This window comes from Kocuria sp. KKT182 (genome assembly GCF_055635395.1).
Genome location: NZ_CM145757.1, coordinates 2764243 through 2777268, shown reverse-complemented (window position 1 = coordinate 2777268; position 13026 = coordinate 2764243). Strand labels below are relative to the sequence as shown.

Annotated in this window: 12 protein-coding genes and 1 pseudogene; 3 read left to right on the top strand and 10 right to left on the bottom strand. The window is 74.1% G+C overall.

All coding sequences use genetic code 11. The features are described from left to right. Positions 1 to 2: 2 nt before the first annotated feature. Genes ACZ2G1_RS13025 through ACZ2G1_RS13015 form a run of 3 tightly spaced genes read right to left on the bottom strand, consistent with a single transcriptional unit; the run spans position 3 to position 3199 of the window. Complete coding sequence (locus ACZ2G1_RS13025) at positions 3 to 1553, bottom strand: ABC transporter substrate-binding protein (RefSeq protein WP_470376948.1); 1551 nt, start codon at positions 1551 to 1553, stop codon at positions 3 to 5. Positions 1554 to 1613: 60 nt separating this feature from the next. Continuing rightward, positions 1614 to 2387 (bottom strand): ABC transporter ATP-binding protein, encoded by a 774-nt coding sequence (locus ACZ2G1_RS13020; RefSeq protein WP_470376947.1) that lies wholly within the window; start codon positions 2385 to 2387, stop codon positions 1614 to 1616. Further along, positions 2384 to 3199, bottom strand: coding sequence for an ATP-binding cassette domain-containing protein (locus ACZ2G1_RS13015; RefSeq protein WP_470376946.1), 816 nt, complete (start codon positions 3197 to 3199; stop codon positions 2384 to 2386). The genes ACZ2G1_RS13020 and ACZ2G1_RS13015 overlap by 4 nt, the downstream gene beginning before the upstream one ends. Before the next feature lie 285 nt (positions 3200 to 3484). On the opposite strand from ACZ2G1_RS13015, the gene ACZ2G1_RS13010 reads away from it, so the two are divergent. Together ACZ2G1_RS13010 and ACZ2G1_RS13005 are read left to right on the top strand one after the other, a co-directional pair. Further along, positions 3485 to 3892: a four-helix bundle copper-binding protein gene (locus ACZ2G1_RS13010; RefSeq protein ID WP_470376945.1), complete on the top strand. Its 408-nt coding sequence runs from the start codon at positions 3485 to 3487 to the stop codon at positions 3890 to 3892. Between the two features lie 92 nt (positions 3893 to 3984). Beyond that, positions 3985 to 4614: a DUF305 domain-containing protein gene (locus ACZ2G1_RS13005; protein WP_272026329.1), complete on the top strand. Its 630-nt coding sequence runs from the start codon at positions 3985 to 3987 to the stop codon at positions 4612 to 4614. A gap of 104 nt (positions 4615 to 4718) precedes the next feature. Here the strand turns inward: ACZ2G1_RS13005 and ACZ2G1_RS13000 are convergent, their stop codons facing one another. From ACZ2G1_RS13000 to ACZ2G1_RS12970, 7 genes and pseudogenes are all read right to left on the bottom strand, one after another. Further along, on the bottom strand, positions 4719 to 6227 hold the full coding sequence (locus ACZ2G1_RS13000; protein ID WP_470376944.1) for a multicopper oxidase family protein: 1509 nt from the start codon (positions 6225 to 6227) through the stop codon (positions 4719 to 4721). Then, on the bottom strand, positions 6224 to 6496 hold the full coding sequence (locus ACZ2G1_RS12995; protein WP_470376943.1) for an SHOCT domain-containing protein: 273 nt from the start codon (positions 6494 to 6496) through the stop codon (positions 6224 to 6226). The genes ACZ2G1_RS13000 and ACZ2G1_RS12995 overlap by 4 nt, the downstream gene beginning before the upstream one ends. Before the next feature lie 76 nt (positions 6497 to 6572). Next, on the bottom strand, positions 6573 to 7244 hold the full coding sequence (locus ACZ2G1_RS12990; RefSeq protein WP_109222971.1) for a DUF305 domain-containing protein: 672 nt from the start codon (positions 7242 to 7244) through the stop codon (positions 6573 to 6575). A gap of 60 nt (positions 7245 to 7304) precedes the next feature. Further along, positions 7305 to 9518, bottom strand: a complete 2214-nt coding sequence (locus tag ACZ2G1_RS12985) for a copper-translocating P-type ATPase (protein ID WP_470376942.1) — start codon at positions 9516 to 9518, stop codon at positions 7305 to 7307. A gap of 98 nt (positions 9519 to 9616) precedes the next feature. Next, a complete protein-coding gene (locus ACZ2G1_RS12980) occupies positions 9617 to 10762 on the bottom strand; it encodes a sensor histidine kinase (protein WP_470376941.1) in 1146 nt (381 codons plus the stop codon). After that, a complete protein-coding gene (locus ACZ2G1_RS12975) occupies positions 10759 to 11460 on the bottom strand; it encodes a response regulator transcription factor (RefSeq protein WP_035924157.1) in 702 nt (233 codons plus the stop codon). Before ACZ2G1_RS12975 ends, ACZ2G1_RS12980 begins: the two co-directional genes overlap by 4 nt. 373 nt (positions 11461 to 11833) lie before the next feature. Beyond that, positions 11834 to 12101, bottom strand: a pseudogene (locus tag ACZ2G1_RS12970) (VIT1/CCC1 transporter family protein); the annotation flags it as partial. A gap of 287 nt (positions 12102 to 12388) precedes the next feature. Here ACZ2G1_RS12970 and ACZ2G1_RS12965 point away from each other — a divergent pair. Next, complete coding sequence (locus tag ACZ2G1_RS12965; protein WP_470376940.1) at positions 12389 to 12982, top strand: DUF6448 family protein; 594 nt, start codon at positions 12389 to 12391, stop codon at positions 12980 to 12982. The last annotated feature ends 44 nt before the right edge of the window (positions 12983 to 13026 follow it).

Genomic DNA, 13026 nt, shown 5'->3' with positions numbered 1-13026 from the left:
CGTCACTCGGAGACGGCGGTCTCGGCCGTGATCAGCTCGCGCTCGCGCGGATCGCGGACCGCGCCCTCCACGCCGTCCTGCTCACCCTGGATGACGCGCTCGTGGAGCATCGGGATCGCCGCGTCCTCGGCCAGGATCGCCGCTTCGGCGGCCATGATCGCCTCCTGGCGCTCCTCGCCGGGAGCGGCCTGCTCCGCGGCGGTCAGGGCGTCGTCGACGGCCCCGGAGCAGAACCGGGAGAGGTTGAACGAGCCCTCGCAGCCGAAGTCGCTCACCATGTAGGCCACTGGGTCGCCCGAGTCGAGCACCGTGGCGCGGGAGAGGACGAAGGCGTCGAAGTCGCCGTCCAGGGCGTCGGCCTCGATGTACTGGTACTCGCGCACCTCGAGCTCGACCTCGAAGCCGGCGGCCTCGAGCTGCTGCTGGAGCTGGACGGCGACCTCGGGCAGCTCGGCCCGGTCGGTGAAGGTGCCGATGGTGATCTTCCGCCCGGCCGGGTCCCCGGCCTCGGCGCGGTCGGCCAGCGCCTCGCGGTAGGCGTCGGTGTCCCGGCCCTCCGCGGCGTAGGGGATCGCCGGGCCCAGCAGTCCCGCGGCCGCGTCGGCCCGGCCCTCGTAGACCCCGTCCACGATGCGCTGCGGGTCCAGGGCCTCCCGGGCGGCGGCGCGCAGGGCGGGGTCGGCGAACGGCCCGTCCTCGGTGTTGAGGTAGAGCGTGTTGGTGCGCGGCATCGGCACCTCCTCGAGGAGGTCCTCCTCGACCTCGGCGGCCTGGCCCACGGGCACGGCCTCGACGACGTCGGCCTCGCCGGTGCGCAGCGCGGCGGCCCGGGCGGTGCCGTCGGGCACAAAGGACACGTCGATGCCGGCCGCCGCCGCGGCGCCGGCCCAGTGGTCGTCGTAGCGCTCCAGGGTGGCCCCGGAGGTGCCGTCCACGGCGGTGAGCTCGAACGGACCCGTGCCGTGGCCCACCGGGGTCACGGCGGTGCCCTCGTAGGCGGCCGGGGCCAGGACCGACAGCTGCGGGCTGGACAGCCGCTGCGGGACCAGCGGGTCTGTCCCGGCGGTGGTGACCCGCACGGTGTCGCCCTCGGCCGCCACGCTCATCTCCACCCCGTCGAGGATGCGCGGGGCCGGCTCCGCCTCCACCGCCCGGGCCAGGGAGGCGGCGGCGTTCTCCGCGGTGAGCTCGGTGCCGTCGTGGAAGGTGACGCCGTCCCGGATCGTGAAGGACCAGGTGGTGTCGTCGAGCTGCTCCCACGCGGTGGCCAGCATCGGCTGGGCGTCCCCGGCCTCGTCCAGCCGGACCAGCGTCTCGGCGGTGGACCAGCGGGAGAGCTTGAAGGCGTCGTCGCTCAGCGGGGACAGCCCCGAGCGCGGCGGCTGCAGCATGGCGAGCTCGATCCGGCCGTCGGTCGAGCCGCCGGCTCCCCCGGCGGAGGAGGTGCCGGAGCCCTCGGCGAAGCAACCGGTGAGCAGCAGCAGGCTGACCGCGGCGAGGCCGAGGCCGGTGCGGCGAGCGGCGGGACCGGGAGCGGAGGGGCGGGGTGGCATCAGGAGGCCCTTTCGGTGTGGTGATCGGTGGTGGGTGACAGGGATGGTGCGGCCGCCGGCTCAGGGGGCCAGGTGCGGAACCGCATCCACCAGCTCCTGCGTGGTCGGGTGGCGCGGCGTCTCGAGGAGCCGGTCGACGGGGCCCTCCTCCACCACCTGCCCGTGGTCGAGCACCAGCGCGCGGCGGCACAGGAAGCGGACCGCGGTGAGGTCGTGGGAGACGAACAGCAGCCCCAGTCCCTCTTGGACGTGCTGCTCCTGGAGCAGGTCCAGCACCTGGTGGCGCAGCGGCAGGTCGAGGCCGCTGACCGCCTCGTCGGCCAGGAGGATCCGCGGCCGGGTCACCAGGGCCCGGGCGATCGCCACGCGCTGGGCCTGACCGCCGGAGAGCTCGTGGGCGCGCCGGTCCAGGTGCTCGGCGCCCAGGCCGACCCGCTCCAGGGCGTCCCGGACCATTGGGGCGTGGTCGCCCGCGATGCCGAAGCGGCGCAGCGGTTCCCGCAGCTGGCGTTCGACGCTGCGCCGCGGGTCCAGGCTGGACGCGGGGTCCTGCGGGACGTACTGCACGGCCTGCCTGGCCCGCCGGATCCGCTGCCGGCCGGTCAGGGGAACGCCGTCGAAGAGGATCTCGCCCCGGTCCGGGCGCTCGACGCCCAGCAGCAGGGACAGCAGCGTGGACTTGCCCGATCCGGAGGGGCCGACCAGGCCCAGCGACTCCCCCTCGCGCACCGCGAGGTCGACATCGCGCACCGCGGCCACGGCGCCGGAGCGCGTGCCGTAGCTTCTGCTGAGTCCGACACCGTGCAGTGCGGCGGGTTCCGCCGCCCGGCTCACGGGGCCACGCCCAGCGGGGCGGCAGCCGGCGGAGCCGCGGCGGACCGGAGGCCGGTGCGGGCCGCCTCGACCAGGGCCGCGGTGAAGGGCGCCTGCGGCGATCGGACCACCTGCTGGATCGGGCCGGACTCGACCACCCGTCCCCGGTCCAGGACGACGACGTCGTCGCACAGGTCGGCGGCGACCGCCAGGTCGTGGGTGACGAACAGCAGCCCGCCGCGCCCTGCGCCGGTGCACCGGCGCAGGGCCTCGACCACGTGGCGCTGGCTGATCATGTCCAGCGCCGTGGTCGGCTCGTCGGCCACCAGCAGGTCCGGGGCGGCGGCCATGGCGAGCGCCAGGCACACCCGCTGCCGCTGCCCGCCCGACAGCTGGGAGGGGTGGGCCCGCAGGATCCGCGCCGGGTCCTCGAAGCCGACCTCGCGGAGCAGATCCGCCACGACCCGGCCGGCGGCCGCCGCACCGAGCCGGCGCCGGCGGGCCACGGCGGGCAGCAGCTGCCGATCCAGGCACACCACGGGGTTCAGTGCGGCCTGGGAGTCCTGGAAGACCGCGGCCATTCCCGGACGCCGCCCGGGAGCCTGCCGCCACGGCAGCTCACGGCCGGCGACCCGCAGGGAGCCCTGCACGTCGACGTGGTGTCCGAGCAAACCCAGCAGGGCCAGGACCGTCAGGGACTTCCCCGAGCCCGAGGCGCCGAGCAGGGCCACCCGCCGACCCGGGGGCACCTGGAAGCCCACGCCCTGCAGCAGCGGCCGTCCGGCCAGGGTCACCTCGAGCCCCCGCACGTCCACTCCGGTCGCACTGCGCATGCTTCCCTCCTTGCCAGGACCGGTCTCCACGAGCTTTCATGGTAATGAGTTTCATTCTCAAAAACAAAACCGGCGGCACCGCGCCCAGAAGGCGTCCGCGGCGTGACCGGCGGTGGCGGCCGGCGCCGACCGGCTCGTCCGCCCACCCTCCGCGGCCGGGGTTTCTTCACGGAATCTTCAACGCCCAGGGCTTCACTCCGCCGGATCGGCAGTTTACTGTCGGTTGCACGGCGGTCCGGTTCCGACCGGTCCGCACCACGGCAGGACGGACGAAGGAGCGAGACCATGACCCACGTGACCTCGATGCTCGAGACCTACCCGAAGGACCTGGGGGACATCGACCGGCAGAAGCTGGCCGAGTGCATCGCGGCGTGCTTCGAGTGCGCCCAGACCTGCACCGCCTGCGCCGACGCCTGTCTGGCCGAGGACATGGTCGCGGAGCTGACCGAGTGCATCCGCAAGAACCTGGACTGCGCCGACGTCTGCGCCGCCACCGGCAAGGCGCTCTCCCGTCAGACCGGCAACAACGCCGAGGTCGGCCGGGCCCTGCTCGAGGCGTGCCGCACCGCGTGCAAGGCCTGCGGGGACGAATGCGCCGAGCACGCCGGGATGCACGAGCACTGCAAGGTCTGCGCCGAGGCCTGCCGCCGCTGCGAGCAGGCCTGCGCCGACCTCCTCGCCTCGATGGGCTGAGCCCGGCGGAGCACCGACCCGACCCCCGCGGCAGCGGCTGCTCCGCCGCGGCGGGGGTCCTCGGACCGGACCACGGAGATCGGAGGAGTTCCGTGTCGAACACAGGAGACGGCAGGAGCGGCGGACGTCAGCACGGTGGGAGCCGGCCGGACGGGGACTCCCCCGGGGAGCACCGGTCCCACGGGGACATGACGATGTACCTGCGCTTCGGCGCGATGATCCTGACGGCCATGGTGGTGATGTACGCCACCATGTTCATCGGCTCCTGGGAGTGGGGCCACGTGCGCTGGAGCGAGAGCCGCCTGTTCATGACCCTGACCATGGGCGGGACGATGGGCCTGATCATGCTGGCCTGGATGCTGAACATGTACAAGAACACCAAGGCGAACGTGGCCATCGTGGTGGTCAGCCTCCTGCTGTTCGGCACCGGGGCGTTCCTGGACCGCAGCCAGACCACGGTGCAGGACACGTCGTTCATGAGCGGGATGATCCCGCACCACTCCTTGGCCATCACCCGGTCCGAGCGCGCCGAGCTGTCCGACGTGCGGGTGTGCGAACTGGCGGTCGAGATCAGCGAGGCCCAGCGGCGGGAGATCTTCGAGATGGACTGGCTGATCGAGGACATCGAGCGCAACGGCGTGGCCGCCACGGCCCAGGAGGCGGAGTCCCGGCCGGTCCCCGACCACGAGGAGCCGGCCGAGCGCCAGTGCCCCGCGGAATGACCTGACCCCTCCCCGGAAGAGCGCCGCGGGCCACCGGACCCCCGGCCCGCGCTCCGGCGCCGCGCCCTGCACGGGGGGGGCGGGCCGAGGGACCGCAGCGGGCCTCAGCGGACCTCGAGGGTGCCCATCATGCCGAGGTCCTCGTGGTCGAGGATGTGGCAGTGGTAGACGCTGCGGCCGGCGAAGTCGTCGAAGGCCACCCGGACCGTCACCTCCCCGAAGGCCGGGACGTTGACCACGTCCTGCCACCGCGGCCCGGAGACCTCGCGGCCCGCCTCCGCCACGACCTGCATCGGCCACACGTGCAGGTGCACCGGGTGGTCCATGGGGCTGGAGTTGGCCAGGGTCCACTCCTCCACGGTGCCCACCCGGACCCGCTGGTCGGTGCGCCCGGCGTCGAACTGCCGGCCGTCGATCGTGAAGGACATCATCTGCCCGGGACCGCGCATGCCGCCCATCATCCCGCCCATCCCCATCCCCATGCCCATGCCCATGCCCATGGCGAAGTCCAGGGTGCGGCGGGCCTCGACCGGCTCCTCGCGCAGGTCCCGCAGCGCCGGCCCCGCGGGCACGGGCCCGGCCTGCTCGACCGGGTCCCCGGCGACCTCCAGGGTGAGCAGCTCGACCGGACCGCCGGAGCCGGGACGGTCCCCGCCCGGGCCCGTCATGCCGTTCATCATCCCGTCCATGCTGCCGCGGTCCACCGGGGTGGCCACCAGGACGGAGGTGCCAGCCCGGGCGTCCACCAGCAGCTCCACCCGGTTGCCCGGCGCCAGCGTCACGTCGGTGACCTCGAGCGCCTCGGGCAGCCGGCCGACGTCACGGCCGGAGAGCCGCAGGTCTTGCCCCTCCAGGCTCAGGCGCAGGAACCGGGCCGGGCAGGCGTTGACGACCCGCCACAGCTCCCGCTCCCCCGGTGCCGCGCTGGCCCCGGGACGGACCTGGCCGTTGACCAGCACGGTCTGCCCCTCCCGGCCCATCATCCGCTCGGGCGGGGAGACCTCGGCGAGGTTGCCGGAGGCGTCCAGGGTGAGGTCGGAGATCACCAGCACCCGCTCCCGGGCCACCGGGACGGGGTCGGGGTCCTCGACCACGATGGCCCCGTAGAGCCCGGCGGCGAGCTGGTCGGCCACGTGCCCGTGGTGGTGCGGGTGGTACCAGTAGGTGCCCGGCGGGTGGTCGTCCGGAAGGGCGAACTCGTAGTCGAAGGAGTCTCCGGGGGCGATGCTCACGAAGGGGTTGTCCCCGTTGCCCGCCGGGGAGACGTGCAGGCCGTGCACGTGCAGGTTCGTCGGGTCGTCCAGGCCGTTGGTCATCGCCACCCGGAGCGTGTCCCCGGGGCGGACCCGCAGGGTGGGCCCGGGCAGGGAGCCGTTGAACGCCTGCACGTGCGCGGTCCGCGCCCCGATCCGCACCCGGGCGGGGGCCGCCGCCAGGGCCAGGTCCAGGGCCCCGTCCCGGCTGGACAGCACCTCGGGCTGCAGCAGCTCCCGGCCGCCGCCGATGGCCTCACCCCCGCCGCCGGTCCACCACAGCCCGGCCCCGCCCACGGCCGCGGCGCCGGCGCCGGCCGCACCCAGGGCCAGCAGCTGCCGGCGGGTCAGCGGGCTCACCGCTCGCCCTCCTCCAGGGTCCGCAGCCGCTCCCGGAACTCCTCGGTGCTGATCTCCCCGCGCGCGTAGCGCTCCTCGAGGATCTCCCGGGACCGGCGCGGGCCGGCACCCGTCGGCGGCGCGGAACCGCCCTGCCGGGTCCCGCCGCCCGAGTTCCCGGTGAGCAGCTTCACGAGCACGACGACCAGTACGACCGTGCCCACGACGAGCAGGAGCCAGAAGATCCACATCCAGCCCATGCCCCCTCCCATGCCGTCGCCCCACATCATCGCGGTCCTCCTTCGATCGGTCGGTCGGCTTTTGCCGGCGGCCGCCCGTGGGCGACGACGCCGGTCACCGGGGCGGTCAGGAACCGTCCGGCAGCTCCTGGAGCATCTGCTCCATCTCGGCGATCTCCGCCTCCTGGTCTGCGACCACCTGGCGGGCGAGCTCGACGGCCTGCGGGTTCTGCCCCTGCTCGATCTGCTCCTGGGCCATCTCGACCGCGCCCTCGTGGTGGACGGTCATCTGCTCCAGGTACAGCTGGGCGGCCCCGGTGCCCTGGGCGTCCTCGAGGGCGGACATGTCCTCCTCGCTCATCATCCCGCTCATGCCCGCCCCGGAGCCGTGGTCCATGCCGTCCATGTCCTCGGCGTCGGCCAGGGGCTCGGCCTCCCAGGCGGTGAGCATGTCGTTCATGCGCTCGATCTCCGGGCCCTGGGCGTCGATGACTCTCTGGGCGAACTCGGCGACCTCGGCCGGGACGTCGTCCTTGGCCAGCAGCATCTCGCTCATCTCCACGGCCTGCTCGTGGTGCGGGAGCATCATCTGGGCGAACATCACGTCCGCGTCGTTGTGCTCGGCGGCGATCGGCTCGCCGGAGGCCGCACCGGTGCTGGTGGCCGCAGACGCGGAGGCCGCGGGGGCAGCGGTCTCCGCGTCCGTGCCGGCGCCCTCCTGGGCGCCGCTGGTGCCGCAGCCGGCCAGGGCGAGGGCCGAGGCCAGGGCGAGGGTGGTGAGGGTGGTGGAACGCTTCACGGTGGGTGTCCTTCTCTTCGGTTCGGGGGTCGGGGGTCGGGGGTCGGGGGTCGGGGTGGTTCAGCGGGCGGGGACGGTGCCGGCCTGCTCGGGGGCCCGGCGGTCCTCGGTGCCGACGGCGGCCAGATGGGCCGGGGCGAGGTCGAGGCGGCGCAGCAGCTGGGCGTTGAGCGCCACCACGATGGTGGACGCCGACATCAGCACCGCGCCCACGGCCGGGGACAGCACGATCCCGATCGGGGCGAGCACCCCGGCGGCCAGTGGCACGGCGACGACGTTGTAGCCGGCGGCCCAGACCAGGTTCTGGATCATCTTCCGGTAGCTGGCCCGCGACAGCTCGATCATCGACAGCACGGACCGGGGGTCGTTGCCGGCCAGGACCACCCCGGCCGACTCCATGGCCACGTCGGTGCCGGCGCCGATGGCGATGCCGACCTCGGCCCGGGCCAGGGCGGGGGCGTCGTTGACGCCGTCGCCGACCATCGCCACGGTCATCCCCCGGGACTGGAGCTCGACGACCTTGGTGTCCTTGTCCTGCGGGAGGACCTCCGCGAAGACCTCGTCGATGCCCAGCTCGGCGCCCACGGCCTCGGCGACCTGGCGGGCGTCGCCGGTGATCATCGCCACGCGCACCCCCCTGTCCTGCAGGGCGGCCACGGCGGCGCGGGACTCGGGACGGACCTTGTCCTCCAGCGCCAGGGCGCCGATGACCGCTCCGTCCCGGAGGACGTGGAGCACCCCGGCGCCGCGCGCCACCCACTCACGGGTGGTCCCGGTGATCGTCGCGGGCGTGGACAGGCCGAGCTCGCGCAGCATGTTGGGTCCGCCGACCGTGATCTCGGCGCCGTCGACCGTGGCGCGGACGCCGCGGCCGGTGGCCGACCGGAGGTCGGTGCCGCGCAGGCCCAGCCGCTGCGCCTCGGGGTCCTGGGCGGCCGCCGTGACGATGGCGCGGGCCACGGGGTGCTCGCTGTCGGCCTCGGCCGCCGCCGCGAGCGCCAGGAGCTCTCCCTTCGAGGTGCCGGGGACCGGGACCGCGCCGGTGACCGCGTGCGCGCCCTCGGTGAGGGTGCCGGTCTTGTCGAAGAGCACCACGTCGATGGTGCGCATCCGCTCCAGGGCCAGCCGGTCCTTGATCAGCACCCCGGCCTTCGCCGCGCGCTCGGTGGAGATCGCGATGACCAGCGGGATCGCCAGGCCCAGGGCGTGCGGGCAGGCGATGACCAGCACGGTCACGGTGCGGATCACCGCGTCGTCCGGGCTGCCCAGCAGCGTCCAGGCGACGGCGGTGAGGATGCCGGCGGCCAGGGCGAACCAGAACAGCAGCGCGGCGGCACGGTCGGCCAGGGCCTGGGCCCGGGAGGAGGACTCCTGGGCGGCCGCGACCATCCGCTGGATCCCGGCCAGGGCGGTGTCGGCGCCGACGGCCTCCACCCGCACGCGCACGGTGGTGTCGGTGGCCACGGTCCCGGCGACCACCGTGTCGCCGGGTGCCCGGCTGACGGCCTTGGACTCGCCGGTGATCATGGACTCGTCGAACTCGGCCGTCCCCGCGACGATCTCCCCGTCGGCCGGGACCCGGGCCCCGGGACGGATGAGCACGACGTCGCCCACGGCCAGCTCGGCGACGGGCACGGTGACGGTGTCGCCGTCGACGACCTTCTCGGCCTCGTCGGGCAGCAGCGCGGCCAGGGCGTCCAGGGCGGAGGACGCCGCGCCGAGGGCGCGCATCTCCATCCAGTGGCCCAGCAGCATGATGACCACCAGCAGGGCCAGCTCCCACCAGAAGTCGAGGTCGAACCCGCCGATCCCCAGGGTGGTGACCCAGGAGGCGACGAAGGCGACGGTGATGGCCATGGCGATCAGCAGCATCATCCCCGGCTGCCGGCTCCTCAGCTCGGTGAGTCCGCCCTTCAGGAACGGCGCCCCGCCGTAGACGAAGATGACGGTGCCCAGCACGGGAGGGACCCAGGTGGAGCCCGGGAACCCGGGGACGGAGTAGCCCAGCAGGTGCCCGACCATCGGGCTGAAGACCACCACGGGGACCGCCAGCACGAGACTGAGCCAGAACTTGTTCCGGAACATCGCCGTGGAGTGCCCGGCGTGCTCGCCGTGGGTGTGGACCTGGTGGTCCTCGTCCACCGCCGAGTGGGCGTGCTCGTGCGGCATGGCCTGTCCGTGGGTGCCGGCATCGGCGTGCTGCTCGTGGCCGTGGGCGTCCGCGGGCTGCTCCGGGGCGGCGGGGCGGCCGTGGTCCTGGTGCGGGGAGCGCATGATCTTCCTCCTGCGAGAACTGGTGTCCGCTCGGTGGGGACCGAGGTGGGCCTGCTCCTCCTAGGTATATACCCCTAGGGGGTATAAGGCAAGGTGTGTCATCGGGTGATCCCGGCCGGCTCCGGCCCCGCCCGCTGACGGGAGGGCAGCTCCACGGTGAAGGCCGTCCCGGCCCCGGGCCCGGGGGACGTGACGGTCAGCGTCCCGCCGTGGGCCTCGACCAGGGCCCGGGAGATGGTCAGGCCGATCCCGGAGCCGCCGTGGTCGCGGTCCCGGGCGCTGTCCCCGCGCCAGAAGCGCTCGAACACCCGGGACAGGTGCTCGGCGGCGATGCCGTCGCCGGTGTCGGCAACGGTGACGGCCACCTGCTCCGGACCCCGCCGGACGACGCCGAGGGAGACCTGCCCGCCGGGCGGTGTGTGGCGCAGGGCGTTGGTGAGCAGGTTGCCCAGCACCTGCCCCATCCGCTGCCGGTCCACGTCCACCACCCCGGCGTCGTCGTCGACGTCCAGGACGAGCCGCACGCCCTTGGCGGCGTACGCCTCCCGGTGGGCCTCCGCAGCGGAGCGGGCCAGGTCGCCGGCCGGCTGCGAGGCGCGGTCCAGGTCGATCCGGCCCTCCTCGGCCCGGGAGACGTCGTGGATGTCCTCGACCAGCCGGGTGAGGCGTCCGAGCTGGTCGGTCACGAGCTCGCCGGTGGCCTCGTCCCACTGCGCCACCCCGTCCTGCAGCGCCTCGCAGTATACGGTGAGCACCGAGATCGGGGTGCGCATCTCGTGGGCGAGGTCCGAGAGCATCCGCCGCCGGAGCTCCTCGGTGCGCTCCAGCCGCTCGGCCATGGTGTTGAACGAGGCCGCCACGGCGTCCACCTCGACGCCGGCGCCGAGGGCCGGGACCCGGGTGTCGTAGCGGCCGCGGGACACGCCCCGCGCCGCCTCGGTGAGCGCGGCGAGGGGCCGCCGGAGGCGGCGGGTGAACAGCCAGGTCACCGCCGCGGCGCAGATCACGGCGGTGCCCAGGGCCACGCCCAGGACGATGAGACCGGCGTCCCGGTAGGCCCGCTCCACGTGGAGCAGCTCGGGGGAGTTCTCGGCGTGCCCGGCCATGATCAGGTGCTCGTGGAAGATCGCGGGTCCGGCCAGGGAGGCGACCGCCACGGCGGCGAGGATGCCGGCGGCCACCACGATGGCCTGGGCCAGGAAGAACCGGGAGGCCAGGCCGCGGGGGTGTCGTTGCCGGGTCATCGCGCCACCATCCGGTAGCCGACCCCGCGCACGGTGTCGACGAAGGCGGCCTGGTCCTCCCCGAGCTTCCGGCGCAGGTGCCCGATGTGCACGTCCACGATCCGCTCGTCACCCACCCATGAGGGCCCCCACACGGTGTCGATGAGCCGGCGGCGGGTCAGCGCCTCGTGCGGCCGGGCCGTCAGGGCGGCCAGCAGCTCGAACTCGGTGCGGGTCAGCGCCACCGCCTCCCCGCCCACGCGTGCCTCGTGGGCCGCGAGGTCGACGGTCAGCTCGCCGAACTCCCGGGCGGGCTCGACCGGGGCCACCGTGGTGCGGGGCCGGCGCAGCACCGCGGCCACCCGGGCGACGAGCTCGCGGACGCTGAAGGGCTTCGTGATGTAGTCGTCGGCCCCGGCCGCCAGTCCGGCCAGCTTGTCCTCCTCGTCCCCACGGGCCGTGAGCATCAGCACGTAGCACTCGGAGAAGCCCCGGATCCTGCGGCACACCTCGATGCCGTCCATCCCCGGCAGCCCCAGGTCCAGCACCACCACGTCCGGGCTCCGGTCGCGGGCGGCCTCCACGGCGTCGGGGCCGGTGTGGACGGTGGCGACCTCGTAGCCGCCGCGGGTCAGGTAGGTGGCGACCATCTGCGCCAGGGGCTTCTCGTCGTCCACCACCAGCACCCGCCCGGCCGCCGCGTCAGTGCCAGGATTCATGACTTCAGTGTCCTCCCCCGCCGCGGGGCTGCGGCGCCCGGGGGCGGTCAGCGCGGGAATCTTCGCCAAACCTTCACGGACCACGCCGTCGTGAGCGCGCCGGCACGGACACGATCATGCTGGCCACCCGCGAGGGCCTGTTCAGGTAGCAGGACCGGGAACTGACCCAGGTGGGCCCGGTCGTGGACCTGATGGGCTTCACCGTCACCCCCGAGGGCCGCCATCCGGCCTCGGGCCACCCCGGGACCGGGACCGACCTGCCCGAGCCGCTGCTGTGAGGCTCCCGGGTACGAGGTCTCCTCGGGCACCCCCACAGGCCGCCGGCCACCGTGCGCAGCGCGGCCCGTGTCCGCGGAGCGCCGCCCAAGTGGGCTGCGACCGATCCGGTGACGATCAGGGCGACGACCACGGACACCATCGTGACCGGTACGGCGATCGGCCGCGGGGAGGTCAGGATGGCGACCAGCGGGATGAGCGCACCCAGGACGAAGGCCGCCGTCGACGCCCTGGGCGGGGAACAGCCCGGCGAGGTGGTCGAGCTCGTAGGCGGCGTCGGTGTGGAGCTGCAGCTGCTCGTGGGCCAGCTCCGCCTTCTGGGAGTCCCGCTGGCTGGAGACCGACACGTACTCTCCCACCGCCATGGACAGAGCTCCGGCGACGACGGCCGCGACCCCGGGGCAACCAACAAGGCGTTGGTGCTCACCGCCGCCCCGGCCAGCCGGCCGGCGGTGGAGACGATGCCCCCGCGCCGGGCGCGGTGCCGGAGTCACATTGCCGGTGGTGGTGGGCAGCACGGGACGCACCGGCGCACACTGGCAGTGCCGACCCGGACGAGCGGACAGGTCCGCGGCACAGGACCGGCGATCGGCGCCGTGATGCACACCTGCGGTCCCGCCCGTGCGGAGGCCACCCACGAAGGAGACGAACCGTGACAACCGTGCTGCTGGTTCTCGGCGCCTGCCTGTTGGCCCTGTCGGTGGTGGTCCTGCGCCCGGTGCGGGCCGGTGCCCACTGCGACACCATGGACGGACCCGCCGTCCAGGACGGCAGGCGTGCCCTGGAGACGGGCAGCCCCAGCCACGCCCTGAAATGGGTGGGCGCGGAGCAGGAGAACGAGCTGCGGGAGATCTTCGCTCTGGCGCGGAAGGCGCGGGATCAGGGCGAGGAGGCACGGGAGGTGGCCGACCGCTGGTTCCTGGAGAACCTCGTGCGCACCCACCGTGCCGGCGAGGGCGCCCCGTACACCGGCCTCAAGCCCTCGGGGGCGCCCGTCGACGAGAAGGTGGTCGCGGCGGACCGCTGCGTCGACACCGGCACCCTGGAGCCACTGGCGGGTCTGGTGCCCACCGAGCTGGTCCCGGAGCTGGAGCGGCGCCTGGCGGCGGTGCTGGAGCGCAAGCACTACGACGTGGACGACCTCAGTGCCGGACGAGACTACGTCGAGGCCTACGTCAGCTTCTTCAAGCTCGCCGAGGGCGAGGAGCACGAGGGTCATCACGCGCACACCGCGCACCGGCACTGACGCCGCATCGGCGGGCGGGCGCGTGGGACAAGAACTGGTCACAG

Coding starts and splice junctions, on each gene's coding strand:
- ACZ2G1_RS12980 (WP_470376941.1), bottom strand. CDS start 10,762: ATGACCCGGCAACGACACCCCCGCGGCCTGGCCTCCCGGTTCTTCCTG.
- ACZ2G1_RS12995 (WP_470376943.1), bottom strand. CDS start 6,496: ATGATGTGGGGCGACGGCATGGGAGGGGGCATGGGCTGGATGTGGATC.
- ACZ2G1_RS12985 (WP_470376942.1), bottom strand. CDS start 9,518: ATGCGCTCCCCGCACCAGGACCACGGCCGCCCCGCCGCCCCGGAGCAG.
- ACZ2G1_RS13015 (WP_470376946.1), bottom strand. CDS start 3,199: ATGCGCAGTGCGACCGGAGTGGACGTGCGGGGGCTCGAGGTGACCCTG.
- ACZ2G1_RS13025 (WP_470376948.1), bottom strand. CDS start 1,553: ATGCCACCCCGCCCCTCCGCTCCCGGTCCCGCCGCTCGCCGCACCGGC.
- ACZ2G1_RS12975 (WP_035924157.1), bottom strand. CDS start 11,460: ATGAATCCTGGCACTGACGCGGCGGCCGGGCGGGTGCTGGTGGTGGAC.
- ACZ2G1_RS13010 (WP_470376945.1), top strand. CDS start 3,485: ATGACCCACGTGACCTCGATGCTCGAGACCTACCCGAAGGACCTGGGG.